The sequence below is a fragment of the Burkholderia sp. AU44665 genome, assembly GCF_030504405.1.
Classification (GTDB): Bacteria; Pseudomonadota; Gammaproteobacteria; order Burkholderiales; family Burkholderiaceae; genus Burkholderia; species Burkholderia semiarida.
This window is the reverse complement of sequence record NZ_JAUJRI010000001.1, coordinates 460911-481113: the sequence shown is the minus strand read 5'-3', so window position 1 is coordinate 481113 and position 20203 is coordinate 460911. Positions and strand designations below refer to the sequence as shown.

The window sequence follows — 20203 nt, the reverse complement described above, 5'->3', positions numbered from 1 at the left end:
CGCGCGGGTTCGCTGTGCCGGCCGGAATGCGATGCACGCCAACCCTGTCGTCACTCGCGCTGTCGTGCACGTCGCCCCTTCAAAACAGAACAGAAAGCTGGAAGTAATACATATGTAATTATTCGATGCGACGATCGCGCACCGTTCGATTCCGTTCTGCCCGGCTTCTCGCCGGGCCGCCGACTCGAGCGCCCTTTCCGACTCCGTTTCGAAGGTTCAACGACATGCTCCTCAAGCGCCCGACCTCCCTGCGCTATGCCCCGTTCGCCTGCGCCGCCGCGCTCCTGCTCGCCGCGTGCGGCGGCGACGACGCCCTGACGCGCGATCCCACGCAGCCGATCTCCGCGAAGGTCCAGGTGGTCGGCCATCGCGGCGCGAGCGCGCTGCGCCCCGAACACACGCTCGCGTCGTATCGCAAGGCGATCGACGACGGCGCGGACGTGATCGAGCCCGACCTCGTGTCGACGCGCGACGGCGTGCTCGTCGCGCGCCACGAGAACGAGATCTCGGGCACGACGAACGTGTCGGCGCTACCGCAGTTCGCAAGCCGCAAGGCGACCAAGACGATCGACGGCGCGCAGTTGACCGGCTGGTTCACCGAGGATTTCACGCTCGCGGAGCTGAAGACGCTGCGGGCGCGCGAGCGCATTCCGCAGGTGCGCCCCGCGAATACGGCCTACAACGACCAGTTCGAGATTCCGACGTTCGACGAGATCGTCGCGCTCGCGAAGCAGATGTCCGCGCAGACAGGCCGCACGATCCATCTGTACCCGGAAACCAAGCATCCGACCTACTTCCAGTCGATCGGCCTGCCGCTCGAGGACCGTCTCGTCGACGCGCTGCTGAAGGATTCGTACACGTCGCGCACGGCGACCGTCTACATCCAGTCGTTCGAAGTCGCGAACCTGAAAGCGATCCGCAACCGGATCAAGTCGAGCCAGCCGAACTGGCAGCTCGTGCAGCTGATGGACGAAGCCGGTCAGCGCCCGTACGACTTCGTGAAGGCGAACGACACGCGCACCTACGGCGACCTGTCGACGCGCGACGGCATGCGCGAGATCGCGACCTATGCGAACGGCGTCGGCCCGTACAAGACGTCGATCATCGCGGTCGCCGCGGACGGCACGCTGCAGCAGCCGACGCCGTTCGTGCGCTACGCGCACGAGGCCGGCCTCGTCGTGCATCCGTACACGTTCCGCCCGGAAAACAACTTCCTGCCCGCATCGCTGAAGGACGGCGGCACGCCGGCCACGCGCAACACGGGCGGCTCGGTGCGCGAGATCCAGGCGTACCTGCGCGCGGGCATCGACGGCTTCTTCACCGACGATCCGGCCGTCGGCCGCACGGCCGTCGATACGTTCAAGCGCTGACACGAAGCGCCGACCCGCATCGCGACCGGGCGCCGCGCACGAGGTGCCGCGCCCGGTTGCACCGCGTCGGTCAGATCACGTTGAAGTGGTGCGTGCCGTCCCGCTTCAACTGGTCGACCAGCCCGTATTCCCAGTCGAGATACGCCTGCATCGCCGCGGCCGCGTTGTCGGTGCCTTCGTACGGGCGCCGATAGCGGTCGATGCGCGGCGACGCAAGACGGGTCTCGCCGCTCTCCAGCGGCAGCCCGGCGGCGATCCACGCGGCCGTGCCGCCGGTCAGCACGCGGATCTCGGCCGACGCCGGCAGCAGCGCGCGGGCGTCATCCGCCGCGAACCGCGCGAGCAGGCTCGATCCGCACGTGAACACGTAGCGCTTCGCGGGCGGAATCGCGGCCAGCGCGTCGCGCAACTGCGCACGCACGGCAAACCACGCGCCCGGCACATGACGCTTCACGTAGTTCGCGCTGGCCGTCACGTCGACGATCGCAAGCTCGCCGGGCGCGGCCTCCTTCAGCCAGCCGGCGAGCGTCGCGGGCGACACGTCGGCCGCGGGCGGCGTCGCGGGCACGTCGCGCGGCGGCTGGCCGCGCTCGACGAATGCCGCGGCGCCGGCCGGCTCGACCACGCGCACGTCCCAGCCCATCTGCGCGAGCCACGACGCGGTCATGTCCGCGCGCACGCCGTCGTCGTCGGCCAGCACGATCCGCGCGCCGCGCACGGCCGCATGATGGTCGGTCTCCTGCACGAGCTGGCCGCCCGGCGTGCTCAGGAAGCCCGGCAGGTGGCCGGCTTCGTATTCCTCCGGCGTGCGCACGTCGAAGCGGTACAGCGTGCGGCCCGGTTCGGCGAGCGCGGCGACGTCGGCCAGCGCGATGCGCGGCACGCCGGCGCGCTCGGCCACCGCGCGGGCGGCCCGACGCGCTTCGGCGCGCTGCGTCGCGTCGATCTCGTCCGGAAAGCGCCGTGCGGCGCCGCGCTCGAGCGTCTGGCCGGCCAGCGTCCAGCCGATCGTGCCGTTGCGCAGCGCAGCGACCGGGTTCGGCAGCCCCGCGTTGACGAGCGACTGCGTGCCGATGATGCTGCGCGTGCGGCCCGCGCAGTTGACGATCACCTGCGTGCGCGGGTCCGGCGCGAGCGCGCGCACGCGCAGCACGAGTTCCGCGCCCGGCACGCTGGTCGACGTCGGGATGTTCATCGTCTGGTATTCGTCGAAGCGGCGCGCGTCGACGATCACGACATCGGCTTTCGCGTCGATCAGCGCCTGCACCTCCTGCGCGGACAGCGACGGCGTATGGCGCTCGGCCTCGACCCATTCGCCGAACGACTTGCTCGGCACGTTCACGTCGATGAACAGTTCGCCGCCCGCGGCGACCCAGCCCGCGAGGCCGCCGTCGAGCAGCCGCACGTCGGTGTAGCCGAGCCGCGCGAGCGTCGCGGCCGCGCGCGGCGCGAGATCCTCGCCGCCCGCTTCGCCGAACACGACGATCGGCGTGTCGCGGCGCGGAATCCGCGTCCACGCGTCGAGTTCGAGCTTCGACAACGGAAAATTTGCGGCCCACAGCGGATGGCCCTGCGCGTACGGATCTTCCTCGCGTACGTCGATCAGCGCGATCTCGTCGCGGGCAAGCAGGCGCGCGCGTACGTCCTGGTACGACGCGACGGGGAAACGGGAAAGGGAATCTGCGGAATGCGTCACGATGTCTCTGGGTTGAATACGTTGAAGTCGGTGAAGAAAACGGAACGGCTCGATCGTGGCCCTGCCGCCGCGCGCCCGCCACGGGCCGCGCGAGCGGGCTAGGCGTCAGACATTCGCGTCAGGCATTCGAATAGCCCGACACGAACGGCTTCACGGTACCGTCGTCCAGGTACACCGCGCGCTCGACCTTGCCGATGTTCGCGCCGTACACGTGGATGCTGATCGATACGCGGTCGGCAAATGCGTTGGTCACGCGGTGAACGTCGCCGATGCGCGGCGACACGGCCTCGACCTCGCCCGGCCGCAACCGCACGGCGTCGCCCGCGGGCACCGGCCTGCCGGCCGCGTCGAACCGGTACGGCTGCGAGAACTCGCCGCCGCGCAGCATCCCGATCAGCCCCCACACCGTGTGATCGTGGATCGGTGTCGCCTGGCCCGGCCCCCACACGAAGCTGACGACCGAGAAGCGCTCGTCCGGGTCCAGATGCAGCAGGTACTGCCGGTAACGCTCGGGATCGGGCTGCGCGAACGCGTCGGGCAACCAGTCGTCGTGCTCGACGAGCGCGGCGAGCAGCGCGCCGCCCTCGTCGAGAATGCGCGCCTCGTTCGCGCCGGACGCGAGCAGCGCATCCAGAGCATCGACGAACGGACGCAGCGGCGTCTGTTGCAACGAAAGCGTACTCATCGGCCGTCTCCTCGAATATGATGCCGAATATGATGGATCGTCATGATGCACCCGAAAGACCATGCAGAACAAACATGAAAATTAGCGATATCGACGCTTTTGCAGCGGTCGTCCGCTGCCAGACCCTGAGCCAGGCCGCAGCCGAGCTCGGGATGACGCAGCCCGCGATCACGCGGCGCGTCCAGAATCTCGAGGAAACGCTCGGCGTGACGCTGCTCGACCGCAACACGAAGCCGCCGCGCCCGACCGACATCGGCCGGCAGGTGTTCGAGCAGTGTCGCGCGATCCTGCGCGAGGTCGACGCGCTGCGCGAACTGACGGCCGGCCAGCAGCCGCCCGCCGGTGAATTCAGGATCGGGCTCACGCAGGGCCTCGGCGAATTGATGCTGCCCGCGCTGATCGCGGATCTCGCCGCGCAGTGGCCGGCGCTCGCGACGCAGGTCACGACCGCATGGGGCGGCCTGCTCGTCGACCGCATCGCCCGCCGCGAACTCGATGCGGCGCTGGTCTTCCTCGCGCGCGAGATGGTGCTGCCGGCGCAGGTCGAGGGTGAACGCTTGCTGGCCACGCGGCTCGTCGCGGTCGGCCGCAAGGGCGACTGGCCGCGCCGCAGCTACCGGCTCGCCGATTGCCACGCGCGCGGCTGGGTGCTCAACCCGGACGGCTGCGGCTTTCGTGCGGGCCTGCGGCGCGCGCTCGACGCGCAGGGCCTGCCGATGCCGGTCACGCTCGATGCGTACGGCCGCGACCTGCAACTGCAGAGCGTCGCCAACGGCTTCGGCCTCGGGCTGATGCCGCTGCCGCTCGTCGAAGGCAGCCCGCTGCGCGACGCGCTCGATATCGTGCCGCTCGCCGATTTCAAGCCGCAGATCGATCTGTGGCTGCTGCGCCGGCACGATGCCGCGCGCCTCGACGCGCCGCTCGCGGCCGTCGCCGCGCGTGCGCGCACGGCGTTCGCGCTGCCCGAGCAATCGCACGACAAGGCCGCGTAACGTAGCCTCGGTAGCCTCGGTAGCCTCGGTAGCCTCGGTAGCCGCGCGGCGCCTGCGTCGCGCCGCGCCGTTGCCGTGCGCGGCAACCTGACCCGGCTCACGCATCGCGTCGACCGCGTTCGATCCCGTTGCGTGACGTCGCGTCCGCCCCTGCATTCGTCTGCCCGCGCGTCGCCGCGTCGAGCACCGCCCGCCCCGCCGCCACCGCGATCGCATCGTCCTGCGGTGTATGCACGCGGCTGCACAGCACGTCGCGATAGTGGCGTTCGAGCGGATTGCCGCGGCTCAGCCCGTGATTGCCCGACAGCTTCAGCGCCTGCTCGACCGTCCGGATCGCGTGCTCGGTCACGGTGCGCTTGACGAGGCCGCTGGTCGTCACCGACGGCGCGTTGTCGGCGTCGGTGCGCGCGATGTGATCGTCGAGCAGCACACGGTTCGCGTGCAGCCAGCCTTCGATTTCTCCGACCGCCTCCTGCACGCGCGGCAGCGTCGCGAGCGGCGCGCCGAGCCCGCTCGGCGCACGCGTCGTCGCGAATTCGACGAGCCAGTCGCGCGACGCACGCGCCACCGCGTCGTACAGGCTGCCGAGCAGCACGACCATCCACGCCTGCTGGTCCGCCTGCGCGTCGGCATCCGCATGAGTGGCGGCCGATACGGCCCATGCGTCCGGCGCGCGCACGTCGACTGCATGGTCGGCCGGCAGCGGCACGTCGTCGAACACGACTTCGTGGCTGCCGGACGCACGCAGGCCGAGGTGATTCCAGCTTTCGATCACGCGGATGCGATCGCCGTCCGCCGCGGGGTCGCGCGGCACGAGAAACACGCCGACGCGCGGCGCCGGTTCGTCGGTGCGCGCCCACACGGCCAGCCAGCGCAGCGCCGGAATCCCGGTGCTGTAGAGCTTGTGGCCCGACAGCCGCCAGCCGTCGCCATCGCGGCGCGCGAGGGTCGCCGGCAGCCCGCCGCGCGACGGCGAGCCGAGCGCCGGCTCGACGCGCAGCGCGTTGATCAGCGCGCCGTGCGCAACCGCGCTGTCGAACACCGCGCGCCGCACCTGCGCGGGCCAGCGGTTGTCGGCGCGGCCGAGCGCGCGGTGCTGCAGATACGTCATCGTCAGCACCAGCGCGGTTGCCGGATCGGCCCGCGCGACGGCCGCGACGATCCGGCTCGCCCGCGCCAGCGTCGCCCCGGCGCCGCCATGCTCGCGCGGCACGACCTGCGCGATCAGCCCGGCACGATGCAGTCGCGCGAAGTTCTCGTGCGGAAAGCGGCCCTCGACGTCGTTGCGGGCCGCATCGGCGGCGAGTTCGGGAGTGAGACGCTCGAGCAGCGCGGCGAGGCGCGCGTCGTCCGTCTCGTCGATGGCGTCGGCGTGGGCGGGCTTGGCGGCGTCCGCGGGCAGCAGGCGCAGCGAGGGTTGCGGTGGCGGCGAGGAAACGGCAAGGCTGGCGGACATCGAAACGGATTCCCTGGGTAGGTCGAACACGGCGGCGGAACGACGAAAACGGCGGGCGAAAACAGCGCCGACGCGCGCCCGATCATTCACGAGCCCACAGCGTATGCGCAACCCATACGGCCCCAAACCATGCAAATCTGATATTCAAATCGGGATTGATTATTTCCATTCCGCATGATCCCGGCGTTAACCTGCGCTCCATTCCTGCCCGGCCGTGCGCCGGGACATCCCTGCACCGGAGACCCAGATGAGCGTCGAATTCATCGGCATGATCCAGAGCCAGAAGCAGTCGGAAATCCACCCGGCGTCCGGCCCCGTGGTCGATCCCGACTATGTGCGCGACTTTGCCCGCGCCCATGAAACCGCCGGTTTCGACCGGATTCTCGTGCCGCATCACTCGACCGGCCCGTCGGCGACGCTGACGATCGCGTTCGCGGCGGCCGCGACCGAGCGCATCCATTTCATGCTCGCGCATCGCCCCGGCTTCACCGCGCCGACGCTCGCCGCGCGGCAGATCGCGACGCTCGACCAGTTCAGCCGCGGCCGGCTCGCCGTGCACTTCATCTCCGGCGGCTCGGACAGCGAGCAGCAGCGCGACGGCGATTTCCTCGATCACGACGCGCGCTATGCACGCACCGACGAATACCTGGGCATCCTGCGGCGAATCTGGACGGAAGCGCAGCCGTTCGATCACGACGGCGCGCATTACCGGTTCAAGCAGGGTTTCTCGGAAGTGAAGCCGTTCCAGCAGCCGCACGTGCCGATCTACTTCGGCGGCGCGTCGGAAGCCGCGCTCGCGGTGGCCGGCAAGCACGCGGACGTGTACGCGCTGTGGGGCGAATCGCTCGACCAGGTGCGCGACCTGACGACGCGCGTGCGCGCCGAAGCCGCGAAACACGGCCGCCAGGTGCGCTTCTCCGTATCCTTCCGCCCGATCCTCGCGGCGACCGAGGACGAAGCGTGGGCGCGTGCGCACCGCATCCTCGACGAAACGCGCCGGCTGCGCGAAGCGGCCGGGCTCGGCGCCGGCGGCCCGCAGCAGAGCGAAGGCGCACGCCGCCTGCTCGCCGCGGCCGAGCGCGGCTCACGCGTCGACAAGCGGCTGTGGACCGAGATCGCGAAGCTCACGGGCGCGCGCTCGAACTCGACGGCGCTCGTCGGCACGCCCGAACAGGTCGCCGACGCGCTGCTCGACTACTACGACCTCGGCGTGACGACGTTCCTGATCCGCGGCTTCGACCCGCTGGAAGACGCGATCGACTACGGCCGTGAACTGATTCCGCGTGTGCGCGGCGCCGTCGCCGCACGCGACGCGGCACGCCGCGCCGCCTGAGCCAACGGAGCCCAACGGAGCCATACGGAGCCATACGCGATCATGTCCGCCGTCCTGTCCTCGCCCCACCGTACCGCATCGGGCCTCGTGCTCGCCGACACCCCGCGCCAGCACTTCTGGTTCGATCCGCCCGCGCCGCGCATCGACGTCGCCGCCGAGCGTCGCCACCGGCAGGAGCGGCTCGCGGCCGCGTTCCGCCTGTTCGCGCGCTTCGGCTTCGCGGCGGGCCTCGCGGGCCACATCACCGCGCGCGATCCGGAGCTGCCCGATCATTTCTGGGTGAACCCGCTCGGCGTGCATTTCTCGCAGATCAAGGTCTCCGACCTGCTGCTCGTCAACGCACGCGGCGAAACCGCGATCGGCCAGCGGCCGCTGAACAAGGCCGCGTTCGCGATCCATGCGGCGATCCACGAAGCCCATCCGCACGTGGTCGCCGCCGCGCACACGCATTCGACCTACGGCAAGGCATGGTCGACGCTCGGCCGCCCGCTCGATCCGCTCACGCAGGACGCGTGCGTGTTCTACGAGGATCACGCGCTGTTCGACGATTTCACGGGGATGGTCGTCGACACTAGCGAAGGCGCGCGGATCGCCGATGCGCTCGCGAAGCCGGACGGCACCACGCACAAGGGCGTGATCCTGAAGAACCACGGGATCCTGACGGCCGGCCCGACGGTCGAGGCCGCCGCGTGGTGGTACATCGCGCTCGACAACGTCGCGCACACGCAGTTGCTGGCCGAAGCGGCCGGCACGCCGCGGCCGATCGATCACGCCACCGCGCGCCATACGCACGGCCAGATCGGCGGCCCCGACGGTGCGCTGCATGCGTTCGACAGCCTGTTCGCGCGCGTCGTCGCCGACGAACCCGACCTGCTCGATTAGGGCCCGTTCACGCTATTGACGGGCTTGCGAACGTGCCTAAGCCGCCCTTGCGCCACACCGGAGACCAGACCATGACCCAAACCACCGCACCCGCGCCCCACGACCAACGCCGCCGCTTGCTGCGCGCGGCCGGCGCCGCCGCGCTCGCCGTGCCGGCGATCACGCTCGGCCGCCACGCGTGGTCGGCGCCGCCGCTGAAGAAGCTCACGTTCGCGTGGAACCAGAACGCGTTCTGCCTGACGCCGATCGTCGTCGCGCAGGAGCGCGGCTTCTTCGAGAAGAACGGGCTGCAGGTCGAGCTGATCAACTACAGCGGCTCGACCGATCAACTGCTCGAATCGATCGCGACCGGCAAGGCCGACGCGGCGGTCGGGATGATCCACCGCTGGCTGAAGCCGCTCGAAGCCGGCTTCGACGTGAAGATCATCGGCAGCTCGCACGGCGGCTGCGTGCGGCTGCTCGGCGCGAAGGCGGCCGGCGTCACGACGCTGCAGGCGCTGAAGGGCAAGACGGTCGGCGTCAGCGATCTGGCCGCGCCCGGCAAGCACTTCTTCTCGATCCTGCTCGCGAAGAACGGTGTCGACCCCGAGCGCGACATCACGTGGCGGCAGTATCCGGCCGACCTGCTCGGCGTCGCGGTCGACAAGGGCGAGATCCACGCGATCGCCGACGGCGACCCGAACCTCTACCTGCTCGAAAAGCGCAGCAACGGCGCGTATACCGAACTCGCGACCAACCTGTCCGGCGAATACGCGCGCAAGGTGTGCTGCGTGATCGGCGCGCGCGGCGACCTCGTGCGCAACGACCGCCCGACGGCCGCCGCGCTCGCGCGCTCGATCGTGCAGGCCACCGAGTACACGCACGACAACCCGAACGAAGCCGCGAAGGTGTTCGCGAAGTATTCGCCGAAGATCAGCCCCGAGGATCTGCGCAAGCTGTACGCGACGCTCACCTACACGCACCACCCGACCAACGTCGACCTGCAGCAGGAAATCGCGTTCTATGCGGACGATTTCCGCCGCATCAGCGTGCTGAAGAAGAGCACGGACCCGCAGCGCTTCGCGCAGCAGGTCTATGCGAACGTACTGGGGTAACGCGATGTCGACGATCGAACACACTTCCGCCGCCCGCACCGCATCGGCCCCGGCCGGCGACGCCAACGCTGCAGCTCCCGCGCGCGCAGCCTGCACGACCTGCGACGCCACGCTGGCCGCTGAAGCGCGGCGCGCGCGCACCTGGCCGACCGGCATCGCCGCCGCATTCGCGTGGGCCGCGCTCGGCGCGCTGACGCACCTGTGGCCGAACCGGATCGTCGGCTTCAGCGACTGGGCGTACACCGACACGTTCGGCACGGCCGCGTGGACGATCGCCGCGCTGCTGCTCGTCGCCGCGACGCTCGGCCATCGCGTTCCCGCGACCCGCACGCGGCTCGCACGCGTTCGCCCGGCCGGCCCGTGGCTCGTCGCGCTGCCGCTCGTGCTCGCCGCGTGGGAAATCGTCACCGCCAAAACCGGCTGGCTGCCGACGCCGTTCTTCGCGCCGCCGCAGGCGCTGATCGAGGTCTACGTCGACGACTGGCCGCGCCTCGCCGGCAGCGCCGGCAACACGCTGAAGCTGCTCGCGCTCGGGTTCGCGTACGGCGTCACGGTCGGCTTCGCGGTGGGCGTGTCGATCGGCTGGTCGCGCCGGATCGGCTACTGGGTGCATCCGGTGCTGCGCGTGCTCGGGCCCGTGCCGGCCACCGCGCTGCTGCCGCTCACGTTCTACTTCTTCCCGTCGAGCTATTCGGCCGCCGCGTTCCTGATCGCGCTTGCAACCGGCTTCCCGGTCGCCGTGCTGACGTGGTCGGGCGTCGCGAGCGTGAACAAGCAGTACTACGACGTCGCGCGCACGCTCGGCGCGAACGCGCGCTTCCTCGTGCTGCGCGTCGCGATTCCGGCCGCGCTGCCGCACGTGTTCGTCGGCATCTTCATGGGGCTGAGCGCGTCGTTCACGGTGCTGGTCGTCGCCGAGATGATGGGCGTCAAGTCGGGGCTCGGCTGGTATTTGAGCTGGGCGCAGGGCTGGGCGTCGTACGTGAACATGTATGCGGCGCTGATCGTGATGGCGCTGCTGTTTTCCGGGCTGATCGCGCTGCTGTTCGCGGTGCGCGACCGCGTGCTCGCCTGGCAGAAAGGAACCGTCAAATGGTAAGCGCCGCCGTACTCGAACCGTCCGCCGCCACTGCTGCGGCGCCCGCCGTCGCGCCGCCGCGAGGCGCACGCATCGACATCCGCGGCGTGAGCCATGCGTTCGACGGCCCCGGCGGCGCGCTGCCGGTACTCGACGACGTGTCGCTGTCGGTCGCGGCCGGCGAATTCGTCGCGCTGCTCGGCCCGAGCGGCTGCGGGAAATCGACGCTGCTGCGCCTCGTCGCGGGGCTCGACGCCGCGCGGCAAGGCGGAATCGCGCAGGACGGCGTGCCGATCGAGCGCCCCGATCCGTCGCGCATCGTCGTGTTCCAGGACCCGACGCTGTACCCGTGGCGGCGCGTGCGCGCGAACGTCGCGCTCGGCCTCGAAGCGCGCGGCGTGGCACGCACCGCGCAGCATCGCGTCGACGATGCGCTCGCGCGCGTCGGGCTGGAGGACTTCGCGAACGTGTTTCCGCATCAGTTGTCCGGCGGGATGGCGCAGCGCGTCGCGCTCGCCCGCGCGCTCGTCAACGACCCGCGCCTGCTGATTCTCGACGAACCGCTCGGCAAGCTCGATTCGCTGACGCGGCTCACGATGCAGGCCGAGCTGACCGCGCTGTGGCAACGCGACGGTTTCTCCGCGCTGCTCGTCACGCACGACGTGGAAGAAGCGCTGTTTCTCGCGCAGCGCGTGATCGTGTTCGGGCCGCGCCCGGCACGGATCGTCGCCGAACTGCGCGTCGACCTGCCCTACCCGCGCCATCGCGGCGACCCGCGCCTCGCCGAATTGCGCCACGACGCGCTGCGGCATCTCGGGCTCGATGCGAGCTGGTAGATGCCGCGTGCCGTTCGACGTTCGAATGCGGTCCGCCGGAGGCGCGCGCGATGAACGCGCCGCCGTTCGCCGACTGGGCCATCGCGTTCCTGCAACTGCTGTATCGCGCACAAATCTCGTTGGCGCATGGGTTGCACGCGATCGGCCTGACCGGCGACGCCGACGGCCAGGCCGCGTGGCCGTGGGCACACCGCATCGCGCTTGAAACGCTGCGCATCGACGCGGGGCTCACGCGGCAACTCGCGTTCGCGTGTACGTTGACGGCGCTGGCCGTCGGACTCGCCTGCGCCGCGCTGGCATCGCGCAAGTGGCGTGTCGCGACGGCCATCGTCGCGCTGGCCGTCGCGTGGTTCGCGCCGTGGCCGCCCGCTTCGCTGTGGCTCGCGCCCGCCGTGCCGACGAGCTTCCAGCGCGACCCCACGCCGTTTTCCGTGTCGAACGTGATGCGCGGTGCGCACCTGTATGCGCAACATTGCGCGGCCTGCCACGGCGCGGACGGACGCGGGGAAGGTCCGCTCGCGGCCACGCTCGCGCACTGGCCGCCGACCTTCGCCGGCGCGCTGCTCGCGCGTCGGCTCGACGGCGAACTGTTCTGGCGCGTGCGCCACGGCACGCGGGACGAGCACGGTGCGTCGACGATGCCCGGCTTCGCGGCGACGCTCGGCCCGCAGGACACATGGGCCGTGCTCGATTACCTGAAAGCGCTGGCCGCCGGCAGCAGCGCACAGGCGGAAGGCGCGTGGCCGGTGCCCGTCCCGCTGCCGGCGCTCGACGTGCGGTGCGGCGACGCCGCGCCCCAGGCGCTCGAGCGCTGGCGCGAAGGCCAGCGCGTGCGCGTCGTTGCGCTCGCGGCCGGCGCGACACCACCGCAGGAAGACGCGCGCTGGCAAACCTTGCTCGTTACCGAACGCGGCGCGCCCGTGCCGCCGTCAGCCGGCCCGCGTGCGAACTGCGTCGCGACGACCGCCGATGCGTGGCTCGCGTTCGCGACGATTGCCGGCGTCGCGCCCGATGCGCTCGGCGGCACGCAACTGCTTGCCGATCGGCGCGGCTGGCTGCGGGCGCGCGCATTGCCGGGCGGCGCCGGCTGGTCGGATGCCGACCTGCTGTGCCGCTCGGACACGGTGGCCCGCCCGGCCGCGCGCGCCACGAGCGGCGACGCACTGACCGCGCTGCTGCTGCGCGTCGACCAGGAACCCGTGCGCGACGTACAGGCCGGGCTTCCGCATTGAATCCCTGAACCTTTCTTGAACCGAACTTCACGATGAATCCGACCCGACGCCGTTTCCTCGCGCAGGCGAGCGCCCTTGCCACGATCGCCGCCGCGCCGGCCGCCGTGCGCGCGCAGTCGGGCGCCCGCCCGCTGCTGCGCGCCGGCGACCAGAAAGGCGGGCTGCGCGCGCTGCTCGAAGCGGCCGGCGAACTGAACGGGCTCGCGTACGACATCGCGTGGACCGAATTCCCGGCCGCCGCGCCGCTCGCGGAAGCGCTGAACGCGGCCGCCGTCGACTGCGGGCCGATCGGCGACGCGCCGGTGATCTTCGCGCTCGCCTCGGGCGCCCGCATCAAGGTGATCGGCGCGAACCGTTCCGATCCATACGGCACGGCCGTGCTCGTGCAACCCGACGCCGCGCTGAAAGGCGCGGCCGACCTGAAAGGCAAGCGCATCGGCACCACGCGCGGCTCGATCGGCCATTTCGTCACGCTGAAGGCGCTCGATGCGGCCGGCCTGCCGCCCGATGCGGTGTCGTTCCGCTTCCTGCCGCCGGCCGACACAATGCTGGCGCTCGCCACCGGTTCGATCGACGCGTGGGCGACCTGGGAGCCCTACACCGCCCTCGCCGAAACGAGCGGCCGCGCGCGCGTGCTGGTCAATGGCCGCGGGCTGTGGTCGGGCCTCAGCTATCTCGCGGCGACCGACGCGGCGATCGCCTCGAAGCGCGATGTGCTGCACGATTTCCTGCGACGCGTCGTGCGCGCGCAGGCCTGGTCGTACCGGCACGCCGACGCGTATTCGGCGGCGCTCGCGCGCATCATCGGCATTCCGCCGGCCGCCGCGAAGCTGCAGTTCGAGCGCCGCGGCACGCGCTGGCAGCCGATCGACGCGACGGTGATCGCCGAACAGCAGCGCACGGCCGACTTCTACCTGAAGGCCGGGCTGCTGCGCCAGCCGCTCGACGTGCGCACGACCTTCGATACGGGTTTCCCGCTCGCGTGACAAGCCCGGGGCGGCACGCAGCCGCCCAAACGGGTTCGGTACGATCTGGCACAATCGCGATTCGATCATCCCGCCTCCAGCCAGCGTCACGTCATGCCAGCCATCGCCGAACTCTTCGTCTACCCGATCAAATCCTGCGCCGGCATCGCGCTGTCGCGCGCGCAACTGCTCGAAACGGGCCTCGCGTACGACCGTCACTGGCTGATCACCGATCCGCACGGGCAGATGCTCACGCAGCGCACGCACCCTCGCCTCGCGCTGATCCGCCCGACGCTCGACCGCGATGCGCTCGTGCTGAACGCGCCGGGCATGCCGGAGATCCGCACGCCGCTCGCCGGCGACGCGACGCCGGCCACGCCGAAGATGGCCGCGACCGTGTGGCGCGACACCGTCGACGCGATCGACACGGGCGCCGAAACGGCCGCGTGGCTCACCGCATTTCTCGGCGCGCCGACGAAGCTCGCGCGCTTCGGCCCCGACGCACGCCGCGGCTGCAACCGCAAATGGACCGGCGACATCGATACGCATACGCAGTTCGCGGACGGTTATCCGCTGCTGGTGATCGGCCAGTCGTCGCTCGACGACCTGAACGCGCGGCTTGCCGCGAAAGGCGCGCCGGCGATCCCGATGAACCGCTTCCGGCCGAACATCGTCGTGTCGGATCTCGATGCGTACGAAGAGGATTTCGTCGAGCATCTCGACGCCGGCGGCGACACGCCGGTGCGGCTGCGGCTCGTCAAGCTGTGCACGCGCTGCCCCGTGCCGACGATCGACCAGGCCACCGGCACGCCGGACCCGGCATGGCCGCACGAGCCGACCGACACGATGCAGACCTATCGCGCGAACCCGAACTACGACGGCGCGCTGACGTTCGGCATCAATGCGATCGTCGTCGAAGGCGCCGGCGCGTGGCTCGAAGTCGGGCAGCCGGTCGAAGCGGAGATCGGGTTCGGCGATTGAGCGGCCCGCCAGGACAACTGCCGGACAGGCGTGCACATGCCCCGGCAGATCAGGTCTCGGCTCTTCACCCACCATTTATTGAATGATTGTTCCTGAATTGATATAGTTCGCTCATGGCAAGACCAAGGGAATTCGACACGGATGCAGCGCTTGACCGCGCGATCGCCGTTTTCAGCGAGCATGGGTTCGAGGGCAGTTCGGCCCAGATGCTCGTCAGCGCGATGGGCATCGGGCGGCAGAGCCTCTATGCGGCGTTCGGCGACAAATGGCAGCTTTACCTGTCGGCCGTGCGCCGCTACGGGATGGGCGAATGCGCTGCGCATTTCGACGCTCTGCGCAGCGGCGCACGCGCGATCGACGGGATCGACGCATTGCTTCGCCGCGTGGTCGAAACGGCCGCCCAACCCTGCCTTGGCACGATTTCCGTCTACGAATTCGGCGCGTCCCGCCCCGAGCTCGCGGAGATCCATGCGGTGCTGGCCCATAGCTTGATCACCGCAATCGCCGCCCGCGTCCGCGATGCGCAGCGCGAAGGCGACGTGGCCGCGAGCCTCGTCCCCGAAGCGACCGCCCAGTTCCTGATTGCGAACATTACCGGCATCCGCGTGGCCGGTCGCGGCGGCGCCGACCACGCGAGCCTGAGCGCGTTGGCCGACATGACGCTGCGGGCGCTACGGTAGATTTTTTTGGCATATTAATGAACGATCATTCAACAACAAGGTAAATCATGAAAGCCATCGTGATGAACGGCGCCGGCGGCCGCGACATGCTGGAGCAGGTCGAGCGGCCTGCCCCGGTGGCGCGTACGGGCGAGGCGCTGGTCGAGATCGCCTGCGCCGGCGTCAACTTCATGGACATCGGCGTGCGACGGGGCATGGCCTGGACGGGATGGCCCAACCCGAAGATTCTTGGCGTCGAAGGCGCGGGCCGGGTGCTGGCGGTCGGCGACGGCGTCGAGGACATCGCACCCGGCCAGCGCGTCGCGTGGGCCTACGCGCCCGGCAGCTATGCGGAGCAGATTGCGATCCCCGCCACGTCGCTGGCTGCGATTCCGGATACGATCGACGATCGCACGGCCGCTGCCGTGATGATGCAGGGTCTCACCGCCAGCCATTTCGCAACCGACTTCTATCCCATACAGCCGGGCGACGTCGCTTTCGTCCACGCGGCGGCCGGCGGGCTGGGCCTGCTGTTGACGCAGATCATCAAGCTGCGCGGCGGCCGGGTAATCGGGCGCGTCTCGTCCGAAGACAAGGTCGCCGCGGCCAGGGAAGCGGGCGCGGATCATCTGATCGTCGATACCGGCGGGCGGTTCGCCGCGAAGGCACTGCGCCTGACCAACGGCGAAGGCGTGCACGTCGTCTACGACGGCTCCGGGCCGAAGACCTTTCAGGGATCGCTCGACGTGCTGCGCCGCTCGGGAACCTTCTGCTGGTACGGTCCAGTGCTCGGCGGGCCGGGGCCGATCGACCTCATGAGCCTGCCGAGGAGCATCAAGATCGGCTATACGACCTTCTTCGATCATATCTACACGCCCGAACTGCTCCGCGCACGCACGGCGCAGCTGTTCGACTGGATCGAGGAAGGCCGGCTCAAGGTCCGAATCGGCGGCGAATATCCACTGGCGGACGCGGCGCGCGCGCATGCCGACATGGAAAGCCGCAACTCCATCGGCAAGCTGCTGCTGAAGCCGTGAGTGCCGTGGCGCCCTGTCGCCAGGCCGTGCGCCCGCCACGCGGCTGGAACGGCCGCGACTCGTCTGGAAACCGTCCCTAACGATGGCTTGCCGCCGGCAGCCGGATCGTCACGATCAGCCCGCCGCCGGCCGCATCGGCCAGCGTCACGCTCCCCTGATGCACGCGCGCGATTTCCCGCACGATCGACAGCCCGAGCCCGGTGCCTTCGACCGTCTGCGTCTTGCTGCCGCGATGGAAACGCTCGAACACCGCGTCGCGTTCGTCGGCCGGAATGCCCGGCCCGTCGTCGATCACGTCGAGCCGCGCCGCTTCGCCGTCGCGCGAGACACGCACCGTGATCACCGCATGGTCGCCCGCATAACGGATCGCGTTGTCGATCAGGTTGCCGATCATCTCGCCGAGCAGGTCGGGCTGCCCGAGCACGTCGACGTCGGCTTCGTGCTCGAAGCCGAGATCGATGTCGCGCGCGCGGGCGACGGGCGACCAGTCGAGCGTCACGCTGCGTGCGAGCCGGTGCAGCGCGACCGGCTTGTGCGCGACAGCATGACCGCTGTCCGAATCGAGCCGCGACAGCGACAGCAATTGCTGGACGATCTTCGCGGCCTGCCGCACCGCGCCGTTCGCGCGCCGCAGGTGCACGTTCATGCGCGGCTGCTCGTCGGGCCGCAGCGCGAGCTCGACGCCAGCCTGCACCGCCGCGAGCGGCGTCTTCAACTGATGGGCCGCATCGGCGAAGAAGCGGCGCCGCGCCACCTGCATCCGCTGCGTGCGGCCGATGTACTGGTTGATCGAATCGACGAGCGGCGCGAGTTCGCTCGGCATCGCGCCGGTGTCGAGCGGCGTCGTGTCGTCCTCGCTGCGCGCGGCGACGGTCGCCGACAGCCGGTTCAGCGGCCGCAGCCCGCGCCCGACGCCGAGCCACACGATCCCGAGCGCCAGCACGACGAGCAGCCCTTCCTGCAGCAGCGACCCGATCAGGATCTCGCGCGCGAGCGCCTGGCGCGCCTCGATCGTCTCGCCGACCATCACCCACACGATGCGCGACTGCGCGGTCGGCACGTCGTGCACCGGGATGCGCAGCGCGGCCATCCGCAATTGTTCGCCGCGATACACGACGTCGTAGTAGCGCGTGACGAACAGCGCGCCGTCGCCCGCGTCGCGCCCGTGCGGCAGCGGCAGGTCCGGGTAGCCGGTGACCGTGCGGCCGTTGTCCTCGCGGATCAGGTAGTAGATCTTGCCGCCGTCGCTCGATTCGAGCATTTCGAGCGCGAGATACGGAAGGTCGACCTCGATCTCGCCGTCGTTGAGCCGCACGCCTTCGCGGATCGACTTCAGCGACGACGACAGCGTGCGGTCGAACGCGACGTGCGCGGCGCTCATCGCGCGCTGGTACGTGAGCCACGAGTCGAGCGCGAGCAGGCCGAGCAGCGGCAGCAGCAGCCACAGCGCGACCTGCGCGCGCAGGTTCGGGCGGGTCATCATGCGTTCAGCCGGGCCGCGCCAACGATCGCAGGTGCCGCGTCGGCCGCCGGCGAGCACGAGCGAGCGCGACGGGCGCTCATTCGGCCGTCCCCGCCTTTGCTTCGAGCAAATAGCCGAGCCCGCGCAGCGTGACGATCGCGACGCCGGTGTTCTCCAGCTTCTTGCGCAGCCGGTATACGTAGATCTCGATCGCATCGGCGTTGACCGACTCGTCGAGCCCGAAGATCTTCTCGGACAGCGTGTCCTTGTTGATCGCGCGGCCGTTGCGCAGGATCAGCACCTCGAGCACCGAGCGCTCGCGCGGCGTGAGCGACAGCGGCTCGCCCGCGAGATGGAAGCTGCGATCGATACTGTCATACGAAAGCGGCCCGCATTCGACCCGCGAATGCTCGTGGCCGAGGCTGCGCCGGATCAGCGCGCGGGCGCGCGCCTCGAGTTCGGTCAGCTCGAACGGTTTCGCGAGATAGTCGTCGGCGCCGAGATCGAGCCCTTTCACGCGGTCCTCGACCGACCCGTGCGCGGTGAGGATCAACACCGGCACCGGGTTGCGGCGCGCACGCAGCCGCCGCAGCACCTCCAGCCCGTCGAGCTTCGGCAGCCCGAGATCGAGGATCACCAACGCGTAATCCTGCGTGCGCAGCACGTGGTCTGCCGCCTCGCCGTCGGCCATGTGATCGACCGCGAAGCGCGCGGCGCTCAGCGCATCGCTCAGCGACTGGGCCAGGTTCGGGTTGTCTTCGACGAGCAGCACACGCATGGGGATTCCGGTAAGGTCAGCGACAGCCCGCTACATTACATGATCCTTTCCGTCTCCACGCCTCGCGCAAACACGGGTTGCGCGGGTGCCGAACCGGCGGCGGGACGTGTCGGCGGCGGCCGCTCGGCGCCCGGCGCTGCCCGCCATGTGGCACACGACCGCGCGCTCGGTCGGCGTCGCGCCGCCGCTCGCGCTGGCCCGCTTCATCGGCCGCGGCGATTTCGCGAAGCACCTGCGCGCCGCGAAACCGGCGGCGGCGTCGGGTATGCGGCGCGGACGGCCGCGTACGCGCGGCATGGTGGCCAAGTCCTCGGGCAACTGCTGGCCGCGCCCGCGTAGCCGGTCAGCCCGCGTCGCGTCCCCCTGTTGCGCCGCGAAAGCCGCGGTCGCCCCCCGGGAAATCCATGACGCGAACGGCGCAATCGCGAACGGAAATGAAAGCGGGCTGAAAGTGCCCCGCCCGTAACATCCGCGTCATTCGAACAACATCGACGCATCACTGGAGGAAGACATGCCGTTTGCACCGAAGCACCTCGCCGCCGCGCTGGCGATCGTTCTGGGCGCTGCCGCCGGCAGCGCCGCCGCGCAGGTTCCGGCCGGCTACCCGGGGAACTACCAGGGCGTGATCGACGCCGCGAAGAAGGAAGGCAAGCTGATCGTCTACTCGACGACCGACACGGGCCTCGTGCGTCCGCTGATCAAGGACTTCGAAAGCCTGTACGGCGTGAAGGTCGAGTACAACGACATGAACAGCACCGAGCTGTACAACCGCTACATCAGCGAGAACGCGGCGAGCAGCACCAGCGCCGACGTGCTGTGGAGCTCGGCGATGGACCTGCAGGTCAAGCTCGTCAACGACGGCCTGATGGCGACGTACGATTCGCCCGAAAGCCCGAACGTGCCGCAATGGGCGCAGTACCAGAAGCAGGCGTACGGCACGACGTTCGAGCCGCTCGCGATCGTCTACAACAAGCGGCTGATCCCCGAGAACGAGGTGCCGAAAACCCGCGCCGACCTGATCAAGCTGCTCACCACGCAGGCCGACAAGTTCAAGGGCAAGGTCACGACCTACGACATCGAGAAATCGGGCGTCGGCTTCAACTACCTGACCCAGGACGCGCACGTAAACGAGAAGGTCACGTGGGAACTCGTGAAGGCGATCGGCGCGACCGGCCCGAAGCTGCAGTCGAGCACGGGCGCGATGATGGAGCGCATCTCGTCGGGCGAGAACCTGATCGGCTACAACATCATCGGCTCGTATGCGTACGCGAAGGCGAAGAAGGACAAGTCGATCGGCTACGTGTTTCCGAAGGACTACACGCAGGTCGTGAGCCGCCTCGCCACCGTGTCGAAGAAGGCGAAGAACCCGAACGCCGCGAAGCTGTGGGTCGACTACCTGCTGTCGAAGCGCGGCCAGACGCTGATCGCGAACCAGGCGAACCTGTACGCGATCCGCGCGGACGTGACCGGCGAAACGTCGGCCGCGAGCCTCACGAAGGAACTCGGCGATTCGCTCAAGCCGATCCAGATCGGCACCGGCCTGCTCGTCTATCTCGACCAGTCGAAGCGCCTCGCGTTCCTGAAGCAATGGCAGCAGGCGATCAAGCGCTGAGCCGCTGACGCCGGGCCGCCCGCCGTACGGCGCGCGGGCGGCCCCTTCCCCTTAC

18 protein-coding genes and 1 pseudogene are annotated in these 20203 nt (G+C 69.9%); 14 read left to right on the top strand and 5 right to left on the bottom strand.

Annotated elements, in window-relative coordinates; translation table 11 throughout:
* Positions 1 to 224 precede the first annotated feature (224 nt).
* Positions 225 to 1370 (top strand): glycerophosphodiester phosphodiesterase, encoded by a 1146-nt coding sequence (locus tag QZM15_RS02135; protein WP_302105688.1) that lies wholly within the window; start codon positions 225 to 227, stop codon positions 1368 to 1370.
* A gap of 70 nt (positions 1371 to 1440) precedes the next feature.
* On the opposite strand, the gene QZM15_RS02130 is transcribed toward QZM15_RS02135, so the two are convergent.
* Positions 1441 to 3066 (bottom strand): rhodanese-related sulfurtransferase, encoded by a 1626-nt coding sequence (locus tag QZM15_RS02130; RefSeq protein WP_226231494.1) that lies wholly within the window; start codon positions 3064 to 3066, stop codon positions 1441 to 1443.
* 118 nt (positions 3067 to 3184) lie between these two features.
* Positions 3185 to 3751, bottom strand: a complete 567-nt coding sequence (locus tag QZM15_RS02125) for a cysteine dioxygenase (protein WP_059574550.1) — start codon at positions 3749 to 3751, stop codon at positions 3185 to 3187.
* A 17-nt stretch (positions 3752 to 3768) separates the two neighbouring features.
* On the opposite strand from QZM15_RS02125, the gene QZM15_RS02120 reads away from it, so the two are divergent.
* Positions 3769 to 4743, top strand: coding sequence for a LysR family transcriptional regulator (locus tag QZM15_RS02120; protein ID WP_185716479.1), 975 nt, complete (start codon positions 3769 to 3771; stop codon positions 4741 to 4743).
* A 97-nt stretch (positions 4744 to 4840) separates the two neighbouring features.
* Here the strand turns inward: QZM15_RS02120 and QZM15_RS02115 are convergent, their stop codons facing one another.
* Positions 4841 to 6199: an acyl-CoA dehydrogenase family protein gene (locus QZM15_RS02115; RefSeq protein ID WP_302105687.1), complete on the bottom strand. Its 1359-nt coding sequence runs from the start codon at positions 6197 to 6199 to the stop codon at positions 4841 to 4843.
* Between the two features lie 247 nt (positions 6200 to 6446).
* Here QZM15_RS02115 and QZM15_RS02110 point away from each other — a divergent pair, with 247 nt between their 5' ends.
* From QZM15_RS02110 to QZM15_RS02065, 10 genes are all read left to right on the top strand, one after another.
* Complete coding sequence (locus QZM15_RS02110; RefSeq protein WP_060011329.1) at positions 6447 to 7532, top strand: LLM class flavin-dependent oxidoreductase; 1086 nt, start codon at positions 6447 to 6449, stop codon at positions 7530 to 7532.
* A 42-nt stretch (positions 7533 to 7574) separates the two neighbouring features.
* A complete protein-coding gene (locus tag QZM15_RS02105) occupies positions 7575 to 8414 on the top strand; it encodes a class II aldolase/adducin family protein (protein WP_059574559.1) in 840 nt (279 codons plus the stop codon).
* Between the two features lie 71 nt (positions 8415 to 8485).
* On the top strand, positions 8486 to 9508 hold the full coding sequence (locus QZM15_RS02100; RefSeq protein ID WP_302105686.1) for an ABC transporter substrate-binding protein: 1023 nt from the start codon (positions 8486 to 8488) through the stop codon (positions 9506 to 9508).
* A 4-nt stretch (positions 9509 to 9512) separates the two neighbouring features.
* Positions 9513 to 10607 carry an ABC transporter permease gene (locus tag QZM15_RS02095; RefSeq protein ID WP_302105982.1) on the top strand — a complete coding sequence of 365 codons (1095 nt, stop codon included), beginning with the start codon at positions 9513 to 9515 and terminating at the stop codon, positions 10605 to 10607.
* Complete coding sequence (locus QZM15_RS02090; RefSeq protein WP_060967561.1) at positions 10601 to 11422, top strand: ABC transporter ATP-binding protein; 822 nt, start codon at positions 10601 to 10603, stop codon at positions 11420 to 11422. The genes QZM15_RS02095 and QZM15_RS02090 overlap by 7 nt, the downstream gene beginning before the upstream one ends.
* 50 nt (positions 11423 to 11472) lie before the next feature.
* Positions 11473 to 12654 carry a cytochrome c gene (locus tag QZM15_RS02085; RefSeq protein WP_302105685.1) on the top strand — a complete coding sequence of 394 codons (1182 nt, stop codon included), beginning with the start codon at positions 11473 to 11475 and terminating at the stop codon, positions 12652 to 12654.
* A 32-nt stretch (positions 12655 to 12686) separates the two neighbouring features.
* On the top strand, positions 12687 to 13640 hold the full coding sequence (locus tag QZM15_RS02080; protein ID WP_302105684.1) for an ABC transporter substrate-binding protein: 954 nt from the start codon (positions 12687 to 12689) through the stop codon (positions 13638 to 13640).
* A gap of 93 nt (positions 13641 to 13733) precedes the next feature.
* Positions 13734 to 14600, top strand: a complete 867-nt coding sequence (locus QZM15_RS02075; protein ID WP_302105683.1) for an MOSC domain-containing protein — start codon at positions 13734 to 13736, stop codon at positions 14598 to 14600.
* A 113-nt stretch (positions 14601 to 14713) separates the two neighbouring features.
* On the top strand, positions 14714 to 15280 hold the full coding sequence (locus tag QZM15_RS02070; RefSeq protein ID WP_060967565.1) for a TetR/AcrR family transcriptional regulator: 567 nt from the start codon (positions 14714 to 14716) through the stop codon (positions 15278 to 15280).
* Between the two features lie 47 nt (positions 15281 to 15327).
* Positions 15328 to 16296, top strand: coding sequence for a quinone oxidoreductase (locus tag QZM15_RS02065; RefSeq protein WP_302105682.1), 969 nt, complete (start codon positions 15328 to 15330; stop codon positions 16294 to 16296).
* Positions 16297 to 16372: 76 nt separating this feature from the next.
* Here the strand turns inward: QZM15_RS02065 and QZM15_RS02060 are convergent, their stop codons facing one another.
* Positions 16373 to 17776 (bottom strand): sensor histidine kinase, encoded by a 1404-nt coding sequence (locus QZM15_RS02060; protein ID WP_226289067.1) that lies wholly within the window; start codon positions 17774 to 17776, stop codon positions 16373 to 16375.
* A gap of 79 nt (positions 17777 to 17855) precedes the next feature.
* Positions 17856 to 18536, bottom strand: a complete 681-nt coding sequence (locus tag QZM15_RS02055) for a response regulator (protein ID WP_226222267.1) — start codon at positions 18534 to 18536, stop codon at positions 17856 to 17858.
* A gap of 127 nt (positions 18537 to 18663) precedes the next feature.
* Here QZM15_RS02055 and QZM15_RS33960 point away from each other — a divergent pair.
* Together QZM15_RS33960 and QZM15_RS02045 are read left to right on the top strand one after the other, a co-directional pair.
* Positions 18664 to 18875 (top strand): annotated as a pseudogene (locus tag QZM15_RS33960) (hypothetical protein); the annotation flags it as partial.
* A gap of 172 nt (positions 18876 to 19047) precedes the next feature.
* Positions 19048 to 20148, top strand: a complete 1101-nt coding sequence (locus QZM15_RS02045) for an ABC transporter substrate-binding protein (RefSeq protein ID WP_302105680.1) — start codon at positions 19048 to 19050, stop codon at positions 20146 to 20148.
* Positions 20149 to 20203: the final 55 nt, after the last annotated feature.